Genomic DNA, 22,156 nt, shown 5'->3' on the forward strand with positions numbered 1-22,156 from the left:
ACCGTTCCACCAGAACCATGTCCACCCCCGAGATCCCGACCGACGCCGAGGTCACCGCCGCCACTCCGGCTCCCGAGACCCCCGCGCCGATCGAGGCAGCCGCCGTCTCCGGTCCGGCCCTTGACGCCGCACCCGAGATCGCCGCCGAAACGGCAGTCGAGGAGACCGCGGCCGCACCGAGCCCGGCCAAGACTCCGGACATGAGCCCGGCCGAGTGCGCCCGCCAGCTGCGCGAGCGCTTTCCGGCGCTGTTCGACGGCCCGGCCCGGCCGCTGAAGCTGCGCATCCAGGCCGACATCAAGGAGCGTGCGCCGGGCGTGTTCAGCCGCGCGACGCTGTCGGCCTTCCTGCGCCGCCACACCAATTCCACCGCCTATCTGGTCGCGCTGACCAAGGCTGCCAGCCGCACCGACCTCGACGGCCAGCCCGCCGGCGACATCAGCGACGAGCACCGCACGGTCGCGCAGCAGGAGCTCGACCGCCGCCGCGCGCTGCACCAGGAGCGCCGCGCCCAGGAAGCGAAGCAGCAGCAGCGCGAGCCGCGCCGTGGCGCTGCCCCGCAGGGCGAGGCCGCCACGGGCGAGCCGGCCCGCGAGCCGCGCGAGCCTCGTGAGGCACGCGCACCGCGTTCGCCGCGGGGCGAGGGCCGTCCGCCGCGCGAAGCCCGTGAGTCGCGCGAGCCGCGTGAACCGCGTGAACCGCGTGCTCCGGGCAGCCGCCCGCCGCGCCAGGACCGCGATGCCCAGGCCCGCCCGCCGCGCGGCGAGCGCCCGGAACGCGCCGAGCGCCAGAATCGGCCCGCACGGCCGCCGCGTGACGAGGCCGCCCGCGCGGCCGCGGCACCGGTGCGCCAGGAGGCCCCGGCCGAGCGCCTGCCGGAGGATCCGCAGCGCCGCGAGCGCGCCCAGCTGCTGCGCGACTTCGAGCGCAGTTCGCTCAAGCGCTCGAGCTTCTGCGTGCTGCGCGGCGTGCCCGAGGACCAGCTCGACGCGCTGCTCGCGCAGGCGCGCCGCGAGGCCGCCGAGGCCCCGGCGCGCCCACCCCAGCGCGAGGAGCAGGGCGAGCGCCGCCCTGGCGGCCCCGGCCGGCCGCCGCGCCGCTGAGGTCGGCCGCCGTCGACACGAGCTCGACGGGCGACGCTGAACCCGCAGCACGAAGAAGAAGGGGCCGCAGCTGCGGCCCCTTCTGTCATGGCGTCAATGCCCGCTTCACAGGCCGGCAGCGGCGCGCAGCAGCTGCGCCTTGTCGGTGCGCTCCCAGGCGAACTCCGGCTCCTCGCGGCCGAAGTGGCCGTAGGCGGCGGTCTTCGAGTAGATCGGGCGCAGCAGGTCGAGCATCTGGATGATGCCCTTCGGGCGCAGGTCGAAGTGCTCCTGGACCAGCGCGGCGATCTGCGCGTCCGGGATCACGCCGGTGCCTTCGGTGTAGACCGTGATGTTGATCGGGCGGGCCACGCCGATGGCGTAGCTGACCTGGATCTGGCACTGGCGCGCCAGGCCGGCGGCGACCACGTTCTTGGCGACATAGCGCGCGGCGTAGGCGGCCGAGCGGTCCACCTTCGTCGGATCCTTGCCCGAGAAGGCGCCGCCGCCGTGCGGGCAGGCGCCGCCGTAGGTGTCGACGATGATCTTGCGGCCGGTCAGGCCGCAGTCGCCCTGCGGGCCGCCGATGACGAAGCGGCCGGTCGGGTTGATCAGGTACTTGGTGTCCTGCAGCCATTCCTTGGGCAGCACCGGCTTGATGATCTCCTCGATGCAGGCCTCGTAGAAGCTGGCCTTCATCTTCGTGGCCGTCTCGCTCTGGTCGGGGCTGTGCTGCGTGGAGAGCACCACGGTGTCGATGCTGTGGGGCTTGCCGTCCACATAGCGCATCGTGATCTGGCTCTTGGCGTCCGGGCGCAGGAAGGGCAGGCGGCCGTCCTTGCGCAGCTGGGCCTGGCGCTCGACCACGCGGTGCGCGTAGTAGATCGGCGCAGGCATCAGCTCAGGCGTCTCGTCGCAGGCGTAGCCGAACATCAGGCCCTGGTCGCCGGCGCCGGTGTTCAGGTGGTCGTCGGAGGCGTGGTCGACGCCCTGGGCGATGTCGTTCGACTGCTTGTCGTAGGCCACCAGCACCGCGCAGCCCTTGTAGTCGATGCCGTACTCGGTGTTGTCGTAGCCGATGCGCTTGATCGTGTCGCGCGCGACCTGGATGTAGTCGACATGCGCGTTGGTGGTGATCTCGCCGGCCAGCACGACCAGGCCGGTGTTGGTCAGCGTCTCGGCGGCCACGCGCGAGCGCGGATCCTGCGCCAGGATGGCGTCGAGGATGGCGTCCGAGATCTGGTCGGCCACCTTGTCGGGGTGTCCCTCGGACACCGATTCGGACGTGAAGAGGAAATCGTTCGCCACTTATAAACTCCTGTGATCCAAACAAGCTTTTCGGCGCGTGTCGCCGAGCTGTTGAGGAGCCTGCGGCGAACGCTTTAGCGGCATTTTTTCCACTTCTGCCGAAAATCTCTCGATTTCGGCAGGTGGCGTGCCCGGTCAAGACCCGGCCCGTCGCCCCGCAAGTTGTTCCTTAACTCGGCGAATGTGACGAATTCTATGCCCGTGATCGCCTCCCTGTTCAACGCCGCCTCGAAGGCCCCGCTGCCGTTGCTCCATCGCATCGGCGCGCTGCTGGGCTGGGTCACCTGGTGCGCCTCGCCGACCTACCGGCGCCGTCTGGCGGCCAACATCGCCCAGGCCGGTCTGCCGGCGGCGACCCGGCGCCTGGCGGTGGCGTCGGCCGGGCGCATGGTGGCCGAGCTGCCCTGGCTGTGGTGCCGCCGGCCTGATGCGCCGCTGGGCGACATCGTGCGCTGGGAGGGCGCCGAGCATGTCGAGGCGGCGCTGGCGCGCGGCCGCGGCCTGGTGATGCTCACGCCGCATCTGGGCTGCTTCGAGATCATCGCGCAGGCCTATGCCGAGCGCTGGGGCGGCCAGCGCGCGATGACGGCGCTGTACCGCCCGGCGCGCCAGCCCTGGCTGCGCGATCTGGTGGCGCAGTCGCGCAACCGCCCCGGCCTGGAGACGGCGCCGGCGACGCTGGCCGGCGTGCGTCAGATGATCCGCGCGCTGCGCAAGGGCGGCACGATCGGCCTGCTGCCCGACCAGGTGCCGCCCGACGGCCTGGGCGTGTGGGCACCCTTCTTCGGCCGCGAGGCCTACACGATGACGCTGGCGGCCCGTCTGGTGCAGCAGACCGGCGCCGACTGGCTGCTGCTGGCCTGCGAGCGCCTGCCGGGCGGCCGCGGCTTCGTCATCCGCGCCAGCCTGCCCGACGAGGCACTGCCCGCCAGCCCCGACGAGCCCGACGCCGAGCGCCTGGCCGTGCGCAGCGCCGGCGTCGTCAACCGCGCGATGGAGCGGCTGATCCGCCAGAATCCCGGCCAGTATCTGTGGGGCTATCACCGCTACAAGGCGCCGCGTGCGCTGGCGGAGCCGGCCCCCGCGCCTGCTTCCGACGCTTCCGCATGAAATCCTTTCTCTCGAACATGGCCGCCCGGCTGGTGCTCGGCCTGCTGTGGCTGCTGCACTGGCTGCCGCTGGGCCTGCAGACCCGCCTCGGCCAGGGGCTGGGCGCGCTGCTTTGGCGGCTGGGCAAGTCGCGTCGGCGCATCGCGCTGCGCAACCTCGCGCTGTGCCTGCCCGAGAAGACGCCGGCCGAGCGCGAAGCGCTCGCCCGTGCGCACTTCGGCTGGCTGGGGCGCAGCTTTCTCGAGCGCGGCATGCTCTGGTACGCCTCGCGCGAGCGGCTGTCGCGCCTGATCCAGGTCGAGGGCGACGTGAAGCTGGCCGAGCGCAGCGAGCGCCCGGTCATGTGGCTGGTGCCGCATTTCCTGGCGCTGGACGTGGCCGGCGTCAGCGTGCTGCTGAACCAGGGCCGCCACGCCGGCTCGATCTATCAGGCGCAGAGCAATCCGGTCTTCGATGCGGCGATGCGCCGTGGCCGGCTGCGCTTCGGCAACGCCGAGATCTTCGCCCGCAGCGAGGGTGCACGCGCGCTGATGCGCGCCATCAAGCGGGGTGATGCCTTCTTCAACCTGCCCGACATGGACTTCGGCGCCCGCGACGCGGCCTTCGTGCCCTTCTTCGGCGTGCCGGCGGCGACGCTGCTGGCGCCGTCGCGCATGGCGCGTGCGCTGGGCATGGTGGTGCAGCCGGTGGTCAGCGAGATGCTGCCCGGCGGCCAGGGCTGGCGCATCCGCTTCCTCGAGCCCTGGACCGACTTCCCCACCGACGACGCGGTCGCCGACACCGCGCGCATGAACCGCTGGATCGAGCAGGAGGTGCGCCGCCTGCCCGAGCAGTACCTGTGGGTGCACAAGCGCTTCAAGACCCGGCCCGAGGGCGAGGCGGGGCTGTACTGATGGACGCCCTGCCCGTCGCTGCCCTGGTCGATCACCTGCGCCGCCACCTGCCGGCGCTGCTGGCCGTCTACGGCTTCGGCAGCCGGGTGCAGGGCACGGCCGGCGCCGACAGCGATCTGGACCTGGCGGTGCTGGTGGCCGGCCGGGCCGACGTGCTGCAGCTGTGGTCGCTGTCCGGCGACCTGGCGGATCTGGCCGGCTGCCCGGTCGACCTGATCGACCTGCGCGCCGCCTCGACCGTCATGCAGTACCAGGTCATCACCACCGGCCAGCGCTGGTGGACGCTCGACAGCCAGGCCGCGCTCTGGGAGGCGGCCGTGCTCAGCGACAAGACCGAGCTTGACGAGGCGCGCCGCCCGCTGCTCGAGGACATTGCCCGCGAAGGACGCATCCATGGCCGCTGACGACGTGCTGATCAACAAGGCCGCGACGATCGAGCGCTGCGTGGCGCGGGCACGCGAGGAATACGAGCGCGGACCGGACAGCTTCGCCACCGACCACACCCGCCAGGACGCGGCCATCCTGAACATCCAGCGCGCCTGCGAGGCCGCCATCGACATGGCGCAGCACCTGGTGCGGCGCGAGCGCCTGGGCGTGCCGCAGAGCTCGCGCGACGTGTTCGAGCTGCTGGCGCGCGCCGGCTGGCTCGACCCCGCGCTGGCGGCCGGCCTCAAGCGCATGGTGGGCTTCCGCAACATCGCGGTACACGATTACCAGGCCCTGCAGCTGCCGATCACCGTCGCGGTGATCACGCTGCATCTGGACGACTTCCTGCGCTACACCCGGGCGCTGCTGCTGCGCGAGGGCAGCGCCGGATAATCCCTGCCCATCATGCGACTGCCCTTCACCAAGATGCACGGCCTCGGCAACGACTTCGTCGTGTTCGATGCCACCCGCGCGCCGCTGGCGCTCAGCCAAGAACAGCTGCGCTTCGTCGGCGACCGGCGCTTCGGCATCGGCGCCGACCAGATCCTGGTCGTCGAGCGTCCGCAGGGGGCGGATGCCGACTTCCGCTACCGCATCTTCAACGGCGCCACCGGCGAGGAGGTCGAGCACTGCGGCAACGGCGCGCGCTGCTTCATGCGCTTCGTGCGCGAGAAGGGCCTGAGCGACCGCGACGAGGTGCGCGTCGAGACGATGAACAACCGCATCGTGCTGCGCATGCAGGCCGACGGGCGGGTCACCGTCGACATGAACCAGCCGATTCTCGAGCCCGAGCGCGTGCCCTTCGATCCGTCCGGGCTGCAGCCGCGGCTGAAGAACGGCGCCGAGCTGTGGCCGCTGGCCAACCCGGCCGCGCCGCAGGAGCAGGTCGAGGTCGCGGTGGTGTCGATGGGCAATCCGCATGCGGTGCAGCGCGTGGACGATGTCGACACCGCGCCGGTGGCGCAGGTCGGGCCGTGGGTGGAGTCGCATCCGCGCTTTCCGCGCAAGGTCAACGCCGGCTTCCTGCAGGTGGTCGCGCGCGACCGGGTGCGGCTGCGGGTGTTCGAGCGCGGCGCCGGCGAGACGCTGGCCTGCGGCACCGGCGCCTGCGCGGCGGTGGTGGCCGGCATCCGCCTGGGCTGGCTGGACGCGCGCGTCGATGTCGAGACCCGCGGCGGCGAGCTGACCATCGAGTGGGACGGCCCCGGCAGCAGCGTGCGCATGACCGGTCCGGCGGTCACCGTGTTCGAGGGCCATGTGGAGCTGCCGGCGGCTTCCTGCTGAACCGGATCGGCTTGTGCATTCAAGGCGCGGATGAAGGGCATCCGGCCGGCTTTTCCTTCGGGTGACCGGCCAGGGGCTGCGCTACCCTCGCTCGTCATGAGCAGCATTCCGGGCCGACTGAGCGGCCTTTCCGAGGACGACATCGCCAGCTACCTGATGCAGACGCCCGGCTTCTTCGAGCGTCATGCCGAGCTGCTGGCCAATGTCGAGCTGGCCAATCCGCATGGCCAGCGCGCCGTCTCGCTCCAGCAGCGCCAGATGGAGATGCTGCGCGAGCGCATTCACGGCCTCGAGCGCCGCCTGATGGAGATGATCCGCCACGGCCAGGAGAACGCGGTGCTGTCGGACCGCCTGCACCAGTGGGTGCGCGGCCTGATGCTGCTGGCCGATCCGCGCGACATTCCGGACATGCTGGTGATCGATCTGCAGGAGCAGTTCATGGTCCCGCAGGCGGCGATGCGGCTGTGGGAGGTGGCACCGGACTTCGAGTCCGAGCCGGTGGCGCGCGGCGTCAGCCCCGAGCTGCGCCGCTTCGCCTCCAGCCTGGTCACGCCCTGCTGCGGCGCGCACACCAGCTTCGAGGCGGTGCAGTGGCTGGCGCAGCCCGCCGCGGTGGCCTCGCTGGCCTTGCTGCCGCTGCGGCGCAGCATGACCTCGCCGGCCTTCGGCATGCTGGTGCTGGCCTCGTCCGACCCGATGCGCTACACGCCCGAGATGGGCACCGATTTCCTGGTGCGCATCGCCGAGCTGGCCAGCGCCGCGGTGACCCGGCTGCTTCCCGACGGCGGCTGACCCGCCAAGACCGCCCGGGCGCCGGGGTTTCGGGCGCGCTGCCAGCATCGTGGGCGGTCTTCGCCTGATGCGGTCCGCGAGGAGGCTTGTGATGCCCGTGCCGCTGTCCGCGTTCACCATCGCCCTGGAGGTCGCCTCGGCCTCGGTCCCATCGCCGGATGCGCTGCTGCTGCAGGCGCTGCTGGCCGCCGCGGTGCGGCTGTCCGGTCTGCCGGCGCTGCCGGTCGATGCGCCGGCGCCGGTGCTGGTCGATCTGCCGGTGGCCGAGCTGCACCGCCAGGCCTGCCCCGAGCGCCCCCGCGACTGCGCGCGCCTGATCGCCTGGCATGACGCCGCCGGGGGGCGGGTGCTGCTGAGCGACCAGCTCGACTGGCGCATGCGGCCGGTCGACCGCTCCTTCGTGCTGCACGAACTGGTGCATGTGCTGCAGGCCCGGCGCCCCGGCAGCACCCGCGACGACGATTGCGCCCGCGCGCTCGACGACGAGCGCCTGGCCTACCGGGTGCAGAACGCCTGGCTGGACGAACAGGGGCGCGCCGAGCGTTTCGGCGGCATGCTGCATGCCCTGCGCTGCGCGGCCGCGCAGGTCGATGCCGACGGGCGGATGCGGCTGCGCCGCGGTGGCGGCAGCGACGGCGATGCCGAGGCCCTGATCGGCGACCTGATGCGGCGCCGCAGCCTCACCCCGCCGGAAACAGCCCCGCCACCGCCCGGTACAGCGCCCTGAAGCGCACATGGCGAGCCGCCAGCCGCGCGGTCTCGGCCGGATCGGGCGAGAAGGTCGCGGCGATCTCGGGCGCGGGGCAGACCTGGTCGAGCGTGCCGCCGTCGGCCAGCCAGGCCAGGCGCGCCGCGCCCAGCGCGCCGCCGGCCTCGCCGCCGTGGCGGGTGACCATCGGCACGCCGATCGCGTCGGCCAGCAGCTGCGCCCACAGGCCGGAGCGCGCGCCGCCGCCCACCAGCGTGAGGCCGGCCACCTCGCCCGGCTGCACGCCCAGCGCATGCCAGCCGTCGAGCAGGCCGAAGGTCACGCCCTCGATCACCGACCAGCCCAGCGCGGCCGCGTCGTGCTCGTTGGTCAGCCCGAAGAAGCTGCCCTGCGCGTGCGGGTTGTTGTGCGGCGTGCGCTCGCCGTTCAGGTAGGGCAGGAAGAGCGGCGCGCGCTCGCGCTGCTCCGGGCTCAGACGCGCGACCTGCTCGAGCAGCGCGCCTTCGCTCGCCGCGCCGACCAGCCGCGTCACCCAGCTCAGGCCGTTGGCGGCGCTGAGCATCACGCTCATCTGGTGCCAGGTGCCGGGCAGCGCGTGGCAGAAGGCGTGCATCGCGCTGGCCGGGTTGGGACGGAAGCGGTCGCTGGTCAGGAAGATCACGCCCGAGGTGCCCAGCGAGACGAAGCCCTCGCCCGGCCGCACCGCGCCGATGCCGACTGCGCTGGCGGCGTTGTCGCCACCGCCGCCGGCGACGATCACGCCGGCCGGCAGGCCCCAGCGCGCGGCCAGCTCGGGCCGGAGCGTGCCGGACGCCTCGCTGCCCTCGACCAGCCGCGGCATCTGCGCCTCGGTCAGGCCGCAGGCGGCCAGCACCTCGGCCGACCAGCGCCGCTCGGCCACGTCCAGCCACAGCGTGCCGGCGGCGTCGCTCCTCTCGCCGACGCGCTCGCCGGTCAGCATGAAGCGCAGCCAGTCCTTGGGCAGCAGCACGGTGGCGGTCTTCGCGAAGACCTCCGGCTCATGCCGGCGCACCCACAGCAGCTTCGGCGCGGTGAAGCCGGGCATGGCCAGATTGCCGGCGATGGCGTGCAGACGCGGGCAGGCGGCCTCCAGCTCGGCGCATTCGGCGCCGCTGCGGCCGTCGTTCCACAGGATGGCCGGGCGCAGCACGTCGCCGGCGGCGTCCATCAGCACCGCGCCGTGCATCTGGCCCGACAGGCCGATCGCGCGCACCTGCGCCAGCGCGGCGGCCTGCCCGGCCTGCAGCCGTGCCATCGCGCGCGTCATCGCGTCCCACCAGTCGGCGGGCGACTGCTCGCTGTGCAAGGGCGCGGGGCGCTGCACGGTCAGCCGCTCGCCGACGCTGGCGACGAGGCGGTGCTGCCGGTCGAGCAGCACCAGCTTCAGCTCGGAGGTGCCGAGATCGATGCCGAGGTACATGGGAAAAGGTCCTGCGGAAAGGCTCAGGCCGGGCTCAGGTCGCGGCTCAGGCCGCGCCGCCGAAGCGGTTGTCGGCCTGCTTGCGGAACTCGCTCGGCGTCAGCCCCTTGATCTCGAGGAAGCGCCGGTTGAAGTTCGCGACGTTGTTGAAGCCGACCTCGAAGCAGATGTGCGTGATCAGCCGGTCCGATTCCATCAGCAGCTGGCAGGCGCGGTTGATGCGGACGCGGTTGACGAAGTCGGTGAAGGTGTTGCCGGTGGCGCGGCGGAAGAAGCGGCTGAAGCGGCTCTCGCTCATGCCCAGCTCGGCGGCGATGTCGGCGGCGGAGAAGGCCTGGCCGAGGTTGTCGGTGATGCGGCTGACCACCGCGTCGATCTGGTCGAGCGAGTCGTCGTCGTCGATGCTCTGCATCTGCACGTTCGACAGCAGCCGGTAGTCGGTGCAGGCGGCCAGCTCGGCCATCAGCTCGCAGAAGACGGCGAAGCGGCGCAGGCCGCGCGCCTCCTTGATGCGCTGCCAGGACTGCTGCGCGCGCTCGCCCATGCCGAAGAACTCGATGCCGTGGCGCGCGCGCTCGAGCATCGGCAGCACCTCGCCCAGCTCGGGGATGGCCGCGGCGGCGCGCGCCATCGGCTCGTGCTGGAACTGGATCGCCAGGTCGCGCAGCGTCACGCCGCCGTCGGGCATGTCCATCGACAGCCAGTTGTGCGGCAGCCGCGGGCCGGTCAGCACCAGGTGGCCGGGCTGGAACTGGCCGATCCAGTCGCCGACGAAGACCTTGCCCGAGGTGCTGGTGATCAGGTGCAGCTCGTACTCGTCGTGATAGTGCCAGCGCGCCAGCGGCGTCGGGAAGCCATGCGCCAGGCAGCGCACGGTGCCGGCGTCCTCCGGCGACTCATAGCCCAGGTCCGGCGAGCGGACGTGGTCGTACTCGAGCTCGGGGCGGGTCTGGCGCGGGATGGTGCGAGGCTTGGCAGGCATGATGAACTCGAGGTTACCGCGCGCGCCTGGCTCCTGTCTCAGCAGGTCCGGCCACCCTGGGCGGCGACGAAGGCCTCCACCCGCGCGCTGGCGCGGCGCACCGCGTCCACCAGCCGCGCATCGCCCGCCAGCTCGCCCCACAGCGGCGCGTCGGCGCAGAAGGCCGCCACCGGGTCGGCGGCGTCGCAGATCGCGTGCGCGACCGCCGGGTCCATCGCCTGGTCCTGGTAGGTGTAGGGAATGCCGCCGCGGTGCCAGACCTGCAGATAGGCCAGGAACAGCGCCGGCAGCATCGCCACGCTGTCGATGGTGGCGCCGGCGGCCAGGCGCTCGCGGACGGTCGGCGCGATGAAGCCGGGAATCTTGCTGAAGCCGTCCATCGCCACGCGCTGGTTGGTGTCGCGGATGGCGGGGTTGCCGAAGCGGTCCAGCACCACGTCGCGGTACCTGGCCAGATCGATCGGGCAGGGCTTCTCGGGCGTGTCCAGCACCGGAATGGTGTCGTCGGTGACATAGTCGAAGGCCATCTGGCGGATCACCGGGTCGTGCGTGCCTTCGTGAATGTACAGATGGCCGACCAGCGTGCCGGCCCAGGCGATGCACGAGTGCGTCGCGTTGAGCAGGCGGATCTTGGCCTCCTCGTAGGCATCGACCGACTGCACCATCTCGACGCCGACCGTCTCCCAGGCCGGGCGGCCGGCGATGAAGCGGTCCTCGATCACCCACTGGATGAAGCTCTCGCCCATCAGCGCGGCGGGGTCGTCCACGCCGGTGGCGGCCCGCACGCGCTCGCGCACGTCGGGCGTCGGGCGCGGCGTGATGCGGTCGACCATCGCGTTCGGGCTGGTGGTGTTGGCCTGCACCCAGGCCAGCAGCTCGGCGTCGCCCACGAGCTCGATGAACTGCAGCAGGCCGCCGCGCGAGCGGTCGCCGTTGTGGCGCAGGTTGTCGCAGTTGAGCAGCGTGACCGGGCCGGCGCCGCTCTTCATGCGCGCGCGCAGCAGGGCGGTCAGCGCGCCGTAGATCGTCGAGCCCGGCTGGCCGGCGCGCGCGGCGTCGAGGTCGGCGCGCAGGTCGGCGAAGGTGGCCAGGTCGAGCCGGTTCTGCGCGTCGAGGTAGTAGCCGGCCTCGGTGACGGTGAAGGAGATGATCTTGGTGTCGCTGCTCGCGCCTTGCGCGATCAGCCCGGCCAGGTCGGGCGTGTAGCCGATGACCTGGCGGATCGAGCCGATGCGCGTGTAGCGGTGCTCGCCGGCCGGCGAGATGGTCTCCAGCGTGTAGGCGCCGCCCTGCGCGGCCAGCGCGGCGATCGTCTCGGCCATGTCGGGCCGGGTGTTGCCGCCGGCCAGTTGCCAGCCGGTGTCGCCGCTCTGGATGAGCTCGTGCAGGTAGACAGCCAGATGGGCCCGGTGGAACGAGCCCAGGCCGAGATGCAGGATGACGTTCATGGTGGGGCGTCTTGTCGGAAGGGGTGTTCTGCTCAGAGATCGAAGTTCGAGGGCATCAGCACGACGTCGCGGATGGTCACGCCGCGCGGCCGGGTCAGCATGAAGGTGATGACCTCGCCGATCTCGGCCGGCTCGATCAGGCTGCCGGAGGCGCGTGCCTCGGCCAGCTTGTCGGCGGGCCAGTCGGCGATCAGGCCGGTCAGCACCGGGCCCGGCGAGATCGAGCCCACGCGCAGGCCGTGCTTGAAGACCTGGCGGCGCGTGGTCTGCACGAAGCAGTCGATCGCCCACTTGGACGACGCGTAGACCGGCTCCCACGGCGTGGGGTAGTGCGCCGCCAGCGAGCTGGTGACGAGAATGTCGCCCGAGCCGCGCTCGATCATGTGCGGCAGCGCGTCGCGCACGTTCTTCATGACCACCGCGACGTTGAGCTGCAGCATGCGGTCGATCGCGTCGGTGTCGGCATCGACCAGATCGCCGCCGATGTAGAGCCCGGCATTGGCGTGCAGGATGTCGAGCCGGCCGGCCCGGGCCAGCACCTGCGGCACCAGCGTGCGGCACTGCGCGGCGTCGAGCAGGTCGAGCTGCAGCGGGATGACCGCGTCGCCATGCTCGGCCTGCATCGCCGCCAGCCCGGCGGCGTCGCGGTCGACCAGCACCACGCGGGCACCGCCGGCCAGCAGCGCCTCGGCGCTGGCGCGGCCGATGCCGGAAGCCGCGCCGGTGATCGCGGCCACCTGGCCTTCGAAAGGTCGGTTCTTCATCATCAGCCCGCCCGTGCGGCGCGGCCCTGGGCGTCGAAGCGGTGCGCGTTGGCCGCCTCGACGAAGACGCCCACGCGGTCGCCGTTGTGCAGGTTCGAGCGCACCGGCTGGCGCGAGACCAGCTGCGCGCCGCTGTCGACGGTGACATAGATCAGCGTCTCGGCGCCGAGCGACTCCACCAGCTCGACCGTGCCCGGCAGGCCGCCGGCCGGGGCCTGGGCGGCCGCCTGCAGCGTCACGTCCTCCGGACGCAGGCCGACGAAGCCCCCCGCGGGCACGCCGGCCACCTGCGGCAGGTGGCGGCCCTCGACCACGTTCATCTGCGGCGAGCCGATGAACTGCGCGACGAACTGGTTGGCGGGGCGGTCGTAGAGCTCCAGCGGCGTGCCGACCTGCTCGATCAGGCCGTCGCGCAGCACGACGATGCGGTCGGCCAGCGTCATCGCCTCGACCTGGTCGTGCGTGACGTAGATGGTGGTGGCGCCCAGGTCGCGGTGCAGCTTGGCGATCTCGACGCGGGTCTGGCCGCGCAGCGCGGCGTCCAGGTTGGAGAGCGGCTCGTCGAACAGGAAGACCTTCGGGGCGCGCACGATGGCGCGGCCGATGGCCACGCGCTGGCGCTGGCCACCCGACAGCGCCTTCGGGGTGCGCTCCAGGTACTGCGTCAGGTTGAGGATCTTCGCGGCGCGCTCGACCTTCTCGCGGATGACGGCGGGGTCTTCCTTGGCGAGCTTGAGCGCGAAGCTCATGTTCTCGAACACGCTCATGTGCGGATAGAGCGCGTAGCTCTGGAACACCATCGCCAGGTCGCGCTTGGAGGAGGGCGCGTGGGTGATGTCGCGGCCGTCGAGGATCAGCTTGCCGCCATCGATGTGCTCCAGGCCGGCGATCAGGCGCAGGAGCGTGGACTTGCCGCAGCCCGACGGGCCGACGAAGACGATGAACTCGCCCTTCTCGATGGTGAGGTCCACGCCCTTGATGGCGCGGTGTTCGCCGAAGAACTTCTCGATGCCCTGGAGTTGCAGGTAGGCCATGGGAGGATGTCTCGTGGAATGGTTGACTGCGCCGGTCACTTCACGGCGCCGAAGGTCAGGCCCTGCACCAGCTGCTTCTGGCTGAACCAGCCGAAGACGACGATCGGGGCGATCGCCAGCAGCGAGGCGGCCGACAGCTTGGCCCAGAACAGCCCCTCGGGGCTGGAGTACTGCGCGATCAGCGCGGCCAGCGTGCCGGCGTTGGAGGCGCTGAGGTTGAGCGACCAGAAGGCCTCGTTCCAGCTCAGCACCAGGCACAGCAGGCCGGTGGAGGCGAAGCTGCCCAGCGACAGCGGCAGCAGCACTTTCGTGGCCTCCTGCCAGAGCGTGGCGCCGTCCATGCGCGAGGCCTCGAGGATCTCGGGCGGGATCTCGCGGAAGCCCGAATAGAGCATCCAGACCATGATCGGCAGGTTGGAGAGGGTGAACACGATGATCAGCCCTGCTTGCGTGTCGAGCAGCGCGGTCTTCTGCGCCATCACGTAGACCGGCACCAGGGCGCCGACGGCCGGCATCATCTTGGTGGAGAGCATCCACATCAGGATGTCCTTGGTCCGCGGGCCCTTGAAGAAGGCCATCGCGTAGGCGGCCGGGCCGGCCAGGAGCAGGCCCAGCAGCGTCGACAGCACGCTGGTCACCACCGAGTTCCAGGCGTAGTGCAGGTAGTCGCTGCGCTCCTGCACCTCGTGGAAGTTCTCCAGCGTCGGGGTGAAGAAGATCTGCGGCGGCACCGCGATGGCCTGCAGCTCGGTCTTGAAGGCGGTCAGCACCAGCCAGCCCAGCGGGAAGAACAGCAGCAGCGTGACCAGCCAGGCCGCCACGGTGCGCAGCAGCAGCACCGGCGTCAGGGAGGAGGGACGGGACGACATCGGGAGGCTCCTCACTTGTCCAGGTTCTTGCCGACCAGGCGGATCAGGAAGACGGCGGCGATGTTGGCCAGCACGACCGCGAACAGCGCGCCGGCCGAGGCCACGCCCGCATCGAAGTTCAGCAGCGCCTGCTTGAAGATCAGGAAGGCCATGTTGGTGCTGGCATCCCCCGGACCGCCGCCGGTGGTGGTGTAGATCTCGGCGAACACGGAGAGCAGGAAGATCATCTCGATCATCACCACCACCGCCACCGAGCGGCCCAGGTGCGGGATGTAGAGATAGCGCAGCTGCTGCAGGTAGTTGGCGCCGTCCATGCGCGCGGCCTCGATCTGCTCGCGGTCCATCGACTGCAGCGAGGTCACGAAGATCAGCGTCGCGAACGGCAGCCACTGCCAGCTCACCATGATGATCACGCTCAGCAGCGGCCAGTCGGTCAGCCAGTCCACCGGCGCGGCGCCGAAGAACTGCCAGACCTGCGCCAGCACCCCGTAGATCGGGTTCATCATCATGTTCTTCCACAGCAGCGCATTGACCGTGGGCATGACGAAGAAGGGGCTGATCAGCAGGATGCGCACCAGGCCGCGGCCCGGGAACGGATCGTCGATCAGCAGCGCGATGGCCGCGCCCAGGCCCACCGTGATCAGGATGACGCTGCCCAGCAAGAGCAGCGTGTTGATCACCGAGGTCGTGAACGACGGGTCGGTGATGAAGTATTCGAAGTTCTCGAGCCCGACGAAGCCGCTCTGGTCGGGCTGCATCAGGTTGTAGCGGATCACGCTGAAGTACAGCGTCATCACCAGCGGCACGATCATCCACAGGAAGAGCGTGGCCACCGCGGGCGCCATCAGGGCGCGGGGCAGGAATCGGTTCATGGGTCCACCATCGTGCGCGGCCGGTCAGGTCGCGGAGAGGGTCGGAGGTCGCCCCCCGGCCCGTCTCCACGCCTGCCGGCCATGCCTCACCTCACCACAGGGAGAGGGTCGAGAAGTCGGCTGCAGCGCGCCCTGCGGGCGTCACTTGTAGTAGCCGGCCTTCTTCATCTCGCGCTCGGCGGCCTGCTGGCTGGTCTTCAGGGCGGCGTCGACCGAGGTCTTGCCGGCCAGCGCCGCGCTCATCTGCTGGCCGACGGCGATGCCGATGGCCTGGAACTCGGGAATTGCCGCGAACTGCACGCCGATGTAGGGCGACTTCGGCAGCGTCGAGTCGGTCGGGTTGGCGCTGTCGATCGCGGCCTTCTCGGCAGCGGCGAAGCGGGCGGCCTTCTGGAACTCCGGCGACGCGTAGGTCGACTTGCGGGTGCCGGTGGGCACATTGGCCCAGCCGTTGGTCTTGGCCACCAGCTGGATGTAGTCCTTGCTGGTCGCCCAGGTGATGAACTTCTGCGCCGCGTCGACCTTCTTCGAACCGGCCGGAATCGCCAGATTCCACGACCACAGCCAGTTGGCGCCCTTCGGGGTGTTCATGGTCGGCGCCTGGGCGAAGGCCATCTGGTCGGCGACCTTGGACTGCTTCGGATCGCTGACGAAGGAGGCGGCGATGGTGGCGTCGATCCACATGCCGCACTTGCCGGCGTTGGTCAGCGCCAGGATCTCGTTGAAGCTGTTGGCGGCCGAGCCCGGGGGGCCGTAGTTCTTCAGCAGGTCGACGTAGAAGTTGATCGCGTCCTTCCAGGGCTTGCTTTCCAGCTGCGGCTTCCACGACATGTCGAACCACTGGCCGCCGAAGGTGTTGACCAGCGTCGACAGGAAGGCCATGTTGTCGCCCCAGCCCGGCTTGCCGCGCAGGCAGATGCCGTACACGCCGTTCTTCGGGTCGTGCATCCTGGCGGCCAGGTCCTTGATGTCGGTCCAGGTCGGCTTGTCGGCGACCTTCACGCCGGCCTTGTCGGCCAGGTCCTTGCGGTACATCAGCATCGACGACTCGCCATAGAACGGCGCGGCGAAGAGCTTGCCGTCCACGCTCAGGCCGCTGCGGATCGCCGGCAGCAGGTCGTCGGCGTCATAGGCGGCGTCGGTCTTCAGTTCCTGGAGCCAGCCCTTCTTGCCCCAGATCGGCGCCTCGTACATGCCGATGGTCATGATGTCGAACTGGCCGCCCTTGGTGGCGATGTCGGTGGTCACGCGCTGGCGCAGCACGCCTTCCTCGAGCGTCACCCACTTGACCTTGATGTCCGGGTTGGCCTGCTCGAAATGCTTCGTCAGCTTCTGCATCTCGATCATGTGACCGTTGTTGACGGTGGCGATCACCAGTTCGGTGGCGGCGTTCGCCAGGCCGGCGGTCAGGCCGAAGGCCAGGGCCAGGGAGGCCTTGAGCGTCAGTTTCATCATGTGTCTCCTCGCGGGATGGAACAGGAACGGACTACGTGGGGAGCGGCCGGGGCCCCGGCGGTGCAGCGCTGGCACCGGGCTGGAGCGGTCAGCCCCGATCGACAGGCGCAACGATAGGTGCTGACGGATGCACCGATTGATACGGATGCCGCCCATTCCTGTACTTCATTGCACGCAATGACTCGGGTTTTCCATAGGTACACGGAAGAAAGTACATATTTGTACTTTCTTGCACCCATTCGCTGCAATGCAGCATCGAAACTGGCGTGTTCCTCGGTCATCGCAGGTCGCGGACCTGCCGGGAGCGGACGGCTCGCGCGACAATCCCGCCCCATGAAAGTCATCCGTCTGCGTGAAGGCAAGGAGCGCTCGCTCCTGCGCAAGCATCCCTGGGTGTTCCAGGGCAGTGTCGAAAAAGGCAAGGCCGACCCCGGCGAGACCGTGCGGGTCGAGAGCCACTCGGGCCAGTTCCTGGCCTGGGCCGCGTTCAGCCCGAGCTCGATGATCCGGGTGCGGGCCTGGAGCTTCGACGAGGCCGAGCGCATCGACGCCGACTTCTTCCGCCGCCGCGTCGAGGCGGCGGTGGCGATGCGTGCGCGCCTGGGGCTGCGCAGCAACGGCGTGCGCCTGATCCACGGCGAGGCCGACGGCCTGCCGGGCCTGATCGTCGACCGCTACGAGGACATCCTGAGCGCCCAGTTCCTCAGCGCCGGCACCGAGCGCTGGAAGCAGCAGATCGCCGACGCGCTGCTGGCCGCCACCGGCTGCACGCGCCTGTTCGAGCGCAGCGACTCCGGCGTGCGCCAGATGGAGGGCCTGCCGGCGGTCAAGGGCTGGCTGCGCGGCGAGGGCTCGACCACCGTGACGCTGCACGAGCACGACATCAGGCTCACCGTCGATGTCGAGGAAGGCCACAAGACCGGCTACTACCTCGACCAGCGCGAGAACCGGGCGCTGTTCGCGCGGCTGGTGCGCCAGTTCGGCTGCCAGTCGGTGCTGAACTGCTACAGCTACACCGGCGGCTTCAGCGTCTCGGCGCTGGCCGGCGGTGCCACCGAGGTGGTCAGCGTCGACTCCTCCGGCCCGGCGCTGGCGCGCGCCTCGGCGCATGTCGAACTCAACGGCTTCGATCCCGCACACCACACCGCGCTGGATGCCGACGTCAACGGCACGCTGCGCCAGATGCTGAAGGACGGCCGCCAGTTCGACGCCATCGTGCTCGACCCGCCGAAGTTCGCCCCCAGCGCCGCGCACGCCGACCGTGCCAGCCGCGCCTACAAGGACATCAACCGCCTCGGCCTGAAGCTGCTCAAGCCCGGCGGCCTGCTGCTGACCTTCTCATGCTCGGGTGGCATCGGCGCCGAGCTGTTCCACAAGATCGTCGCCGGCGCCGGGCTGGACGCCGGCGTGGACGCCTACATCCTGCAGCGCCTGGAGGCCTCCAGCGACCACCCGACCACGGTCAACTTCCCCGAGGGCGAGTATCTGAAGGGGCTGGTGCTGCTGAAGCGCTGAGGCGCTGAGGTGTCGCTGCTGCGGAGCGCGCGCTCAGGCGTTCTCCGCCAGCAGCTTTTCCAGCAGCAGGTGCAGCTGCTGGAAGTCGGGCTCGCCGACATAGCGCTTGACGATCTCGCCCTTGCGGTTCAGCACGAATGTGGTCGGGGTGAGCTGCACCTTGCCGTACTGGCGCGCGATCTCGCCGGTGTTGTCGATCGCGACCTTGAAGGGCAGCTGGCGCGATTCGGCAAAGCTGGCCACATAGGCCGGCGGGTCGTAGCTCATCGCCACCGCCAGCGTCTCGAAGCCCTTGTCCTTGTACTTCTGGTGGGTCGCGACCAGCTCGGGCATTTCCTTGACGCAGGTGGTGCAGCTGGTGGCCCAGAAGTTGACCAGCACCACCTTGCCCTTCAGCGCTTCGGCCGAGGTCTGCTTCGTGCCGTCGAGCAGGGTGTAGCTGATGGCGGGCGCCTTCTCCTTGCTGCCGACCGCAAACGAGGCGGTCACGGCGATGGCGGCAACGACGGCGGCGGCGAGGGCGATGCGGGCGGCTTTCATGGTGCGACGGAGTTTACGGCAGCCCCCGCGACAGCGGCCGGTCTGTGCCGGGGAAGCCCGGCTGTTCGTGCGGCCGCCGCGCCGCGTGGGCCCGGACAATGAACCGATCCGTTCCCGTGGGTGCCTTCCCGTCCTGCCATGTCCTGCGCCGTTCCTGCTGCTTCCCGCCCATCCGTTTTCTCCTTGTCGTCCACCGGGCTGATGCTGTCGCTGTCCCTGCTGCTGCCGCTGCCCTCGGTCGCGGCGGCGCCCGAGCCCCAGGGCCTGGTGGCGGTCTCGAAGGACGGCCAGACGGTGGTCGATGTCGAGAGCGGCCTGGCCTGGTCGCGCTGCGTCGAGGGCATGCGCTGGAGCGGCGGGCGCTGCGTCGGCCAGGCGCTGCGGGTGATGCAGTCGCAGGGGCCGGATCTGGCGGCGGCACGGCGCCAGGCCGACGGCCGGCCGTGGCGGGTGCCGCGTGCGATCGAGATGCGCCGGGTGCTGCAGCGCGCCGCAGGTTCGCCCGGCGGCATCGACAAGCTGTTTCCCGACACGCCTGAGGGCTGGCTGTGGAGCGCCTCGGCCACCATCGAGACCGGTCCGGTCAACATTCACAGCTATGACAGCGTGATGCGCGGGCGCACCTCGGAGAACGAGGAGCGGCTCGACGGCCTGCACGGCTGGGTGATCGACGGCCACACCGGCCGGGCGCGCTCCGACATGAGCCGCGACACGCCGCTGCCGGTGCGGCTGGTGCGGCCGCGCGACTGAGGGCGGCGCAGGGCGGCCGGGGCGGCCGGGGCGGCTGCGGCCTGCGGTTTTCCCGAGGGGCGCTGCGATGCCGTAGCATTTCCGCTTTGCGTCCGCGCTGCAGCAAACCGCCCGCCCCATGACCGCCTCCCTTCTCGTGCGTGGCTACGAAGTCGTCATCGGCTTCGAGACCCATGCCCAGCTCTCGACCCAGTCGAAGATCTTCTCCGGTGCCTCGACCCGTTTCGGCGCCGAGCCCAACACCCAGGCCTGCGCGGTCGATCTGGCGCTGCCCGGCGTGCTGCCGGTGATGAACCGCGGCGCGGTCGAGCGCGCGATCCAGTTCGGCCTGGCCGTCGACGCGACCATCGCGCCGATGTCGATCTTCGCCCGCAAGAACTACTTCTACCCGGATCTGCCCAAGGGCTACCAGATCAGCCAGTACGAGATCCCGGTGGTGCAGGGCGGGCATGTCGACTTCCTGGTCGACGGCGTGAAGCACCGGGTCAACCTGACCCGCGCTCACCTCGAGGAAGACGCCGGCAAGTCGGTGCACGAGAACCTGCACGGCATGACCGGCATCGACCTGAACCGCGCCGGCACCCCGCTGCTGGAGATCGTCACCGAGCCGGAGCTGCGCTCGTCGAAGCAGGCGGTCGAGTACGCCCGCGCGCTGCACACGCTGGTGGTGTGGCTGGGCCTGTGCGACGGCAACATGCAGGAAGGCTCGTTCCGCTGCGACGCCAACGTCTCGGTGCGCCGCCCCGGCCAGCCCTTCGGCACCCGGCGCGAGATCAAGAATCTCAACAGCTTCCGCTTCCTGCAGCAGGCGATCGACTTCGAGGTCAACTGGCAGATCGACCAGATCGAGGACGGCTTCGACATCGTGCAGGCCACCGTGCTGTTCGATCCGGACACCGGCGAGACGCGCATGATGCGCACCAAGGAAGACGCGCACGACTACCGCTACTTTCCCGATCCGGACCTGCCGCCGCTGGTGATCGCGCCCGAGTGGGTCGAGCGGGTGCGCGGCGAGATGCCCGAGCTGCCCGCCGCGCTGGCCGAGCGCCTGCAGGCCGAGCACGGCCTGCCGGCCTACGACGCGGCCATGATGACCGCCAGCCGTGCCACCGCCGACTATTTCCTGGCCGCGACCGCCGCCTGCGGCGCGCCCAAGCCGGTGGCCAACTGGGTGATGGGCGAGATCAGCAAGCGCCTGAACGCCGACGGCGGCGACATCGCCGACGCGCCGGTGGGCCCGGCGCTGCTGGGCGCGCTGATCCGCCGCATCCAGGACGGCACCATCTCGAACAACGCCGCCCGCCAGGTCTTCGACGCGCTCTGGAGCGGCGAGGCCACCGAGGTCGACGCCGTCATCGAGGCCAAGGGCCTGAAGCAGATGAACGACACCGGCGCGCTCGAGGCCATCCTCGACGAGGTGCTGGCCGCCAACGCCAAGTCGGTCGAGGACTACCGCGCCGGCAAGGAAAAGGCCTTCGGCGCGCTGGTCGGCCAGGCGATGAAGGCGACCAGGGGCAAGGCGAACCCGGCCCAGGTCAACGAGCTGCTGAAGAAGAAGCTGGCCGGCTGATCCGGCTGCGCCAGCGACACCCCCGGCCTGCGCCGCGACCCGGCGCAGGTCGTTTTTTTTCATTCATCCCACCAGGATCGAAAAAATGACGAGTTCCCGCAGGATTCTGCTGAACGCGCTGGCGCTGGCCGGCCTCGGGCTGGCCGCCGCCGGCCCGCTGCATGCCCAGGAGCGTGTGCGCATCGGCTTCATGAGCCCGCTGACCGGCCCGCAGGCCGCCAGCGGCATCGACAACCGCGATGGCGCGCAGCTGGCGATCAAGGCGCTCAACGCGCGCGCGATCAAGGTCGGCGGCAAGCCGGTCCAGTTCGAGCTGGACGTCCAGGACGACGGCGCCGATCCGCGCCAGGGCGTGCAGGTCGCGCAGGCGCTGGTCGACAAGGGCCTGAAGTTCGTGCTCGGCCCCTACAACTCGGGCGTGACGCTGCCGGCCTCGCGCGTCTTCGCCGACGCCGGCGTGCTGGTGCTGACGGTGGCCTCGAACCCGAAGGTCACGCAGCCGGCCCAGGCCAACCTCTTTCGCATCGGCGCGACCGACAACCAGCTCGGTGCCAAGATGGCGACCTACGCGGCGCAGGACCTGAAGGTGGCCACGGTCGCGGTGATCGACGATCGCACCGCCTACGGCCAGGGTGTGGCGCAGGAGTTCATCGCGCAGGCGCAGAAGCTCGGCCTCAAGGTGGTCGCCAAGGAATTCACCAGCGACAAGGCGACCGACTTCAGCGCCATCCTGACCGGCATCCGCGGCCTCAAGCCCGATGCGGTCTTCTACGGCGGCTACTCGGCGCAGGCGGGCCCGATGCTGCGCCAGATGCGCTCGCTGGGTCTGAAGGCGCCGCTGCTGGGCGGTGACGGCATCTGCTCGTCGGAAACCGCGACGCTGGCGCAGATGAGCACCGACCTGAATGTCTACTGCACCCAGGGCGGCGCGCTGATGGACCGCAGCGACAGGGGCCGCGCCTTCGTCGAGCGCTACCGCGCCGAGTACAAGCGCGATCCGCTGACCTATGCCGCCGCCTTCCACGACGGCGCCAACCTGCTGGCCGCGGCGATCGAGGCCACGCAGTCGCTGGATCCGAAGAAGCTCGCCGAGCACATCGCCAAGGGCAGCCATGCCGGCGTGGCCGGCGACTATGCCTATGACAGCCGCCACGACCTGCGCTCGTCGGCGGTGACCGTCTTCACCTTCAAGGGCAAGGACGTCGTGGCGCTGAAGAGCCTCTGAGGCGCATCCCTTTCAAGGTGCCCGCCAGGGAGCCAGTAAGCTGGGGGAATGAAGAAGCCACAGGAGAACGAGATCTGGGAAGCGGTG

At 70.4% G+C, this 22,156-nt stretch carries 22 protein-coding genes; 12 read left to right on the forward strand and 10 right to left on the reverse strand.

Features of this window, described 5'->3' with window-relative positions; genetic code table 11:
• The first annotated feature begins 17 nt into the window (after positions 1 to 17).
• Entirely contained in the window at positions 18 to 1,103 is a 1,086-nt protein-coding gene (locus tag NFT33_RS12675) for a ProQ/FINO family protein (protein WP_251675824.1), read from the forward strand.
• A gap of 105 nt (positions 1,104 to 1,208) precedes the next feature.
• Here the strand turns inward: NFT33_RS12675 and metK are convergent, their stop codons facing one another.
• On the reverse strand, positions 1,209 to 2,390 hold the full coding sequence (metK, locus tag NFT33_RS12680; RefSeq protein WP_251675826.1) for a methionine adenosyltransferase: 1,182 nt from the start codon (positions 2,388 to 2,390) through the stop codon (positions 1,209 to 1,211).
• A 204-nt stretch (positions 2,391 to 2,594) separates the two neighbouring features.
• Between metK and NFT33_RS12685 the strand changes: the two genes are divergently transcribed.
• The 7 genes from NFT33_RS12685 to NFT33_RS12715 all read left to right on the forward strand — a co-directional run bounded on the left by NFT33_RS12685 (position 2,595) and on the right by NFT33_RS12715 (position 7,622).
• Complete coding sequence (locus tag NFT33_RS12685) at positions 2,595 to 3,500, forward strand: lysophospholipid acyltransferase family protein (RefSeq protein WP_446829422.1); 906 nt, start codon at positions 2,595 to 2,597, stop codon at positions 3,498 to 3,500.
• Positions 3,497 to 4,393 (forward strand): LpxL/LpxP family acyltransferase, encoded by an 897-nt coding sequence (locus tag NFT33_RS12690; protein ID WP_251675830.1) that lies wholly within the window; start codon positions 3,497 to 3,499, stop codon positions 4,391 to 4,393. Before NFT33_RS12685 ends, NFT33_RS12690 begins: the two co-directional genes overlap by 4 nt.
• Entirely contained in the window at positions 4,393 to 4,797 is a 405-nt protein-coding gene (mntA, locus tag NFT33_RS12695) for a type VII toxin-antitoxin system MntA family adenylyltransferase antitoxin (RefSeq protein WP_251675832.1), read from the forward strand. The genes NFT33_RS12690 and mntA overlap by 1 nt, the downstream gene beginning before the upstream one ends.
• Positions 4,787 to 5,212, forward strand: a complete 426-nt coding sequence (gene hepT / locus NFT33_RS12700; RefSeq protein ID WP_251675834.1) for a type VII toxin-antitoxin system HepT family RNase toxin — start codon at positions 4,787 to 4,789, stop codon at positions 5,210 to 5,212. The genes mntA and hepT overlap by 11 nt, the downstream gene beginning before the upstream one ends.
• A gap of 12 nt (positions 5,213 to 5,224) precedes the next feature.
• The gene (gene dapF / locus NFT33_RS12705; RefSeq protein ID WP_251675836.1) at positions 5,225 to 6,103 is read left to right on the forward strand and encodes a diaminopimelate epimerase; all 879 of its coding nucleotides are present in this window, start codon (positions 5,225 to 5,227) and stop codon (positions 6,101 to 6,103) included.
• A 96-nt stretch (positions 6,104 to 6,199) separates the two neighbouring features.
• Positions 6,200 to 6,895 carry a DUF484 family protein gene (locus NFT33_RS12710; RefSeq protein ID WP_251675838.1) on the forward strand — a complete coding sequence of 232 codons (696 nt, stop codon included), beginning with the start codon at positions 6,200 to 6,202 and terminating at the stop codon, positions 6,893 to 6,895.
• Positions 6,896 to 6,986: 91 nt separating this feature from the next.
• Positions 6,987 to 7,622 carry a hypothetical protein gene (locus NFT33_RS12715; protein WP_251675840.1) on the forward strand — a complete coding sequence of 212 codons (636 nt, stop codon included), beginning with the start codon at positions 6,987 to 6,989 and terminating at the stop codon, positions 7,620 to 7,622.
• Here NFT33_RS12715 and xylB read toward each other — a convergent pair.
• From xylB to NFT33_RS12755, 8 genes are all read right to left on the reverse strand, one after another.
• On the reverse strand, positions 7,576 to 9,045 hold the full coding sequence (gene xylB, locus NFT33_RS12720) for a xylulokinase (protein ID WP_251675842.1): 1,470 nt from the start codon (positions 9,043 to 9,045) through the stop codon (positions 7,576 to 7,578). The two genes, NFT33_RS12715 and xylB, sit on opposite strands and share 47 nt — an antisense overlap.
• A 46-nt stretch (positions 9,046 to 9,091) precedes the next feature.
• Positions 9,092 to 10,027 (reverse strand): AraC family transcriptional regulator, encoded by a 936-nt coding sequence (locus tag NFT33_RS12725; RefSeq protein ID WP_251675844.1) that lies wholly within the window; start codon positions 10,025 to 10,027, stop codon positions 9,092 to 9,094.
• A 38-nt stretch (positions 10,028 to 10,065) separates the two neighbouring features.
• Entirely contained in the window at positions 10,066 to 11,475 is a 1,410-nt protein-coding gene (gene dalD, locus NFT33_RS12730; protein WP_251675846.1) for a D-arabinitol 4-dehydrogenase, read from the reverse strand.
• 32 nt (positions 11,476 to 11,507) lie between these two features.
• Positions 11,508 to 12,242, reverse strand: a complete 735-nt coding sequence (locus NFT33_RS12735) for an SDR family oxidoreductase (protein ID WP_251675848.1) — start codon at positions 12,240 to 12,242, stop codon at positions 11,508 to 11,510.
• Positions 12,242 to 13,273, reverse strand: a complete 1,032-nt coding sequence (locus tag NFT33_RS12740) for an ABC transporter ATP-binding protein (protein ID WP_251675850.1) — start codon at positions 13,271 to 13,273, stop codon at positions 12,242 to 12,244. Before NFT33_RS12740 ends, NFT33_RS12735 begins: the two co-directional genes overlap by 1 nt.
• Before the next feature lie 35 nt (positions 13,274 to 13,308).
• The gene (locus NFT33_RS12745; RefSeq protein ID WP_251675852.1) at positions 13,309 to 14,142 is read right to left on the reverse strand and encodes a carbohydrate ABC transporter permease; all 834 of its coding nucleotides are present in this window, start codon (positions 14,140 to 14,142) and stop codon (positions 13,309 to 13,311) included.
• A gap of 11 nt (positions 14,143 to 14,153) precedes the next feature.
• Entirely contained in the window at positions 14,154 to 15,014 is an 861-nt protein-coding gene (locus NFT33_RS12750; RefSeq protein WP_037479781.1) for a carbohydrate ABC transporter permease, read from the reverse strand.
• 141 nt (positions 15,015 to 15,155) lie between these two features.
• Positions 15,156 to 16,466, reverse strand: coding sequence for an ABC transporter substrate-binding protein (locus NFT33_RS12755; protein WP_251675854.1), 1,311 nt, complete (start codon positions 16,464 to 16,466; stop codon positions 15,156 to 15,158).
• A gap of 336 nt (positions 16,467 to 16,802) precedes the next feature.
• Here NFT33_RS12755 and NFT33_RS12760 point away from each other — a divergent pair, with 336 nt between their 5' ends.
• Positions 16,803 to 17,984, forward strand: coding sequence for a class I SAM-dependent rRNA methyltransferase (locus tag NFT33_RS12760; RefSeq protein WP_251675856.1), 1,182 nt, complete (start codon positions 16,803 to 16,805; stop codon positions 17,982 to 17,984).
• 33 nt (positions 17,985 to 18,017) lie between these two features.
• Here the strand turns inward: NFT33_RS12760 and NFT33_RS12765 are convergent, their stop codons facing one another.
• Positions 18,018 to 18,524 carry a TlpA disulfide reductase family protein gene (locus tag NFT33_RS12765; protein WP_037479786.1) on the reverse strand — a complete coding sequence of 169 codons (507 nt, stop codon included), beginning with the start codon at positions 18,522 to 18,524 and terminating at the stop codon, positions 18,018 to 18,020.
• Positions 18,525 to 18,725: 201 nt separating this feature from the next.
• Here NFT33_RS12765 and NFT33_RS12770 point away from each other — a divergent pair, with 201 nt between their 5' ends.
• The 3 genes from NFT33_RS12770 (at position 18,726) to NFT33_RS12780 (ending at position 22,069) form a co-directional block, all read left to right on the forward strand.
• Entirely contained in the window at positions 18,726 to 19,274 is a 549-nt protein-coding gene (locus NFT33_RS12770; protein WP_251675858.1) for an Lcl domain-containing protein, read from the forward strand.
• Between the two features lie 118 nt (positions 19,275 to 19,392).
• A complete protein-coding gene (gatB, locus tag NFT33_RS12775; protein WP_251675860.1) occupies positions 19,393 to 20,844 on the forward strand; it encodes an Asp-tRNA(Asn)/Glu-tRNA(Gln) amidotransferase subunit GatB in 1,452 nt (483 codons plus the stop codon).
• Between the two features lie 85 nt (positions 20,845 to 20,929).
• Positions 20,930 to 22,069 carry a branched-chain amino acid ABC transporter substrate-binding protein gene (locus NFT33_RS12780; protein ID WP_251675862.1) on the forward strand — a complete coding sequence of 380 codons (1,140 nt, stop codon included), beginning with the start codon at positions 20,930 to 20,932 and terminating at the stop codon, positions 22,067 to 22,069.
• The last annotated feature ends 87 nt before the right edge of the window (positions 22,070 to 22,156 follow it).

Source organism: Sphaerotilus sp. FB-3 (genome assembly GCF_023706025.1).
GTDB lineage: Bacteria > Pseudomonadota > Gammaproteobacteria > Burkholderiales > Burkholderiaceae_C > Sphaerotilus > Sphaerotilus sulfidivorans.

What these genes read in the sequence shown, in the direction of transcription:
- NFT33_RS12675 (WP_251675824.1), top strand. Translation starts at nt 18, where the DNA reads ATGTCCACCCCCGAGATCCCGACCGACGCCGAGGTCACCGCCGCCACT.
- NFT33_RS12690 (WP_251675830.1), top strand. Translation starts at nt 3,497, where the DNA reads ATGAAATCCTTTCTCTCGAACATGGCCGCCCGGCTGGTGCTCGGCCTG.
- mntA (WP_251675832.1), top strand. Translation starts at nt 4,393, where the DNA reads ATGGACGCCCTGCCCGTCGCTGCCCTGGTCGATCACCTGCGCCGCCAC.
- hepT (WP_251675834.1), top strand. Translation starts at nt 4,787, where the DNA reads ATGGCCGCTGACGACGTGCTGATCAACAAGGCCGCGACGATCGAGCGC.
- dapF (WP_251675836.1), top strand. Translation starts at nt 5,225, where the DNA reads ATGCGACTGCCCTTCACCAAGATGCACGGCCTCGGCAACGACTTCGTC.
- NFT33_RS12710 (WP_251675838.1), top strand. Translation starts at nt 6,200, where the DNA reads ATGAGCAGCATTCCGGGCCGACTGAGCGGCCTTTCCGAGGACGACATC.
- NFT33_RS12715 (WP_251675840.1), top strand. Translation starts at nt 6,987, where the DNA reads ATGCCCGTGCCGCTGTCCGCGTTCACCATCGCCCTGGAGGTCGCCTCG.
- xylB (WP_251675842.1), bottom strand. Translation starts at nt 9,045, where the DNA reads ATGTACCTCGGCATCGATCTCGGCACCTCCGAGCTGAAGCTGGTGCTG.
- NFT33_RS12725 (WP_251675844.1), bottom strand. Translation starts at nt 10,027, where the DNA reads ATGCCTGCCAAGCCTCGCACCATCCCGCGCCAGACCCGCCCCGAGCTC.
- dalD (WP_251675846.1), bottom strand. Translation starts at nt 11,475, where the DNA reads ATGAACGTCATCCTGCATCTCGGCCTGGGCTCGTTCCACCGGGCCCAT.
- NFT33_RS12735 (WP_251675848.1), bottom strand. Translation starts at nt 12,242, where the DNA reads ATGATGAAGAACCGACCTTTCGAAGGCCAGGTGGCCGCGATCACCGGC.
- NFT33_RS12740 (WP_251675850.1), bottom strand. Translation starts at nt 13,273, where the DNA reads ATGGCCTACCTGCAACTCCAGGGCATCGAGAAGTTCTTCGGCGAACAC.
- NFT33_RS12745 (WP_251675852.1), bottom strand. Translation starts at nt 14,142, where the DNA reads ATGTCGTCCCGTCCCTCCTCCCTGACGCCGGTGCTGCTGCTGCGCACC.
- NFT33_RS12750 (WP_037479781.1), bottom strand. Translation starts at nt 15,014, where the DNA reads ATGAACCGATTCCTGCCCCGCGCCCTGATGGCGCCCGCGGTGGCCACG.
- NFT33_RS12755 (WP_251675854.1), bottom strand. Translation starts at nt 16,466, where the DNA reads ATGAAACTGACGCTCAAGGCCTCCCTGGCCCTGGCCTTCGGCCTGACC.
- NFT33_RS12760 (WP_251675856.1), top strand. Translation starts at nt 16,803, where the DNA reads ATGAAAGTCATCCGTCTGCGTGAAGGCAAGGAGCGCTCGCTCCTGCGC.
- NFT33_RS12765 (WP_037479786.1), bottom strand. Translation starts at nt 18,524, where the DNA reads ATGAAAGCCGCCCGCATCGCCCTCGCCGCCGCCGTCGTTGCCGCCATC.
- NFT33_RS12770 (WP_251675858.1), top strand. Translation starts at nt 18,726, where the DNA reads ATGCTGTCGCTGTCCCTGCTGCTGCCGCTGCCCTCGGTCGCGGCGGCG.
- gatB (WP_251675860.1), top strand. Translation starts at nt 19,393, where the DNA reads ATGACCGCCTCCCTTCTCGTGCGTGGCTACGAAGTCGTCATCGGCTTC.
- NFT33_RS12780 (WP_251675862.1), top strand. Translation starts at nt 20,930, where the DNA reads ATGACGAGTTCCCGCAGGATTCTGCTGAACGCGCTGGCGCTGGCCGGC.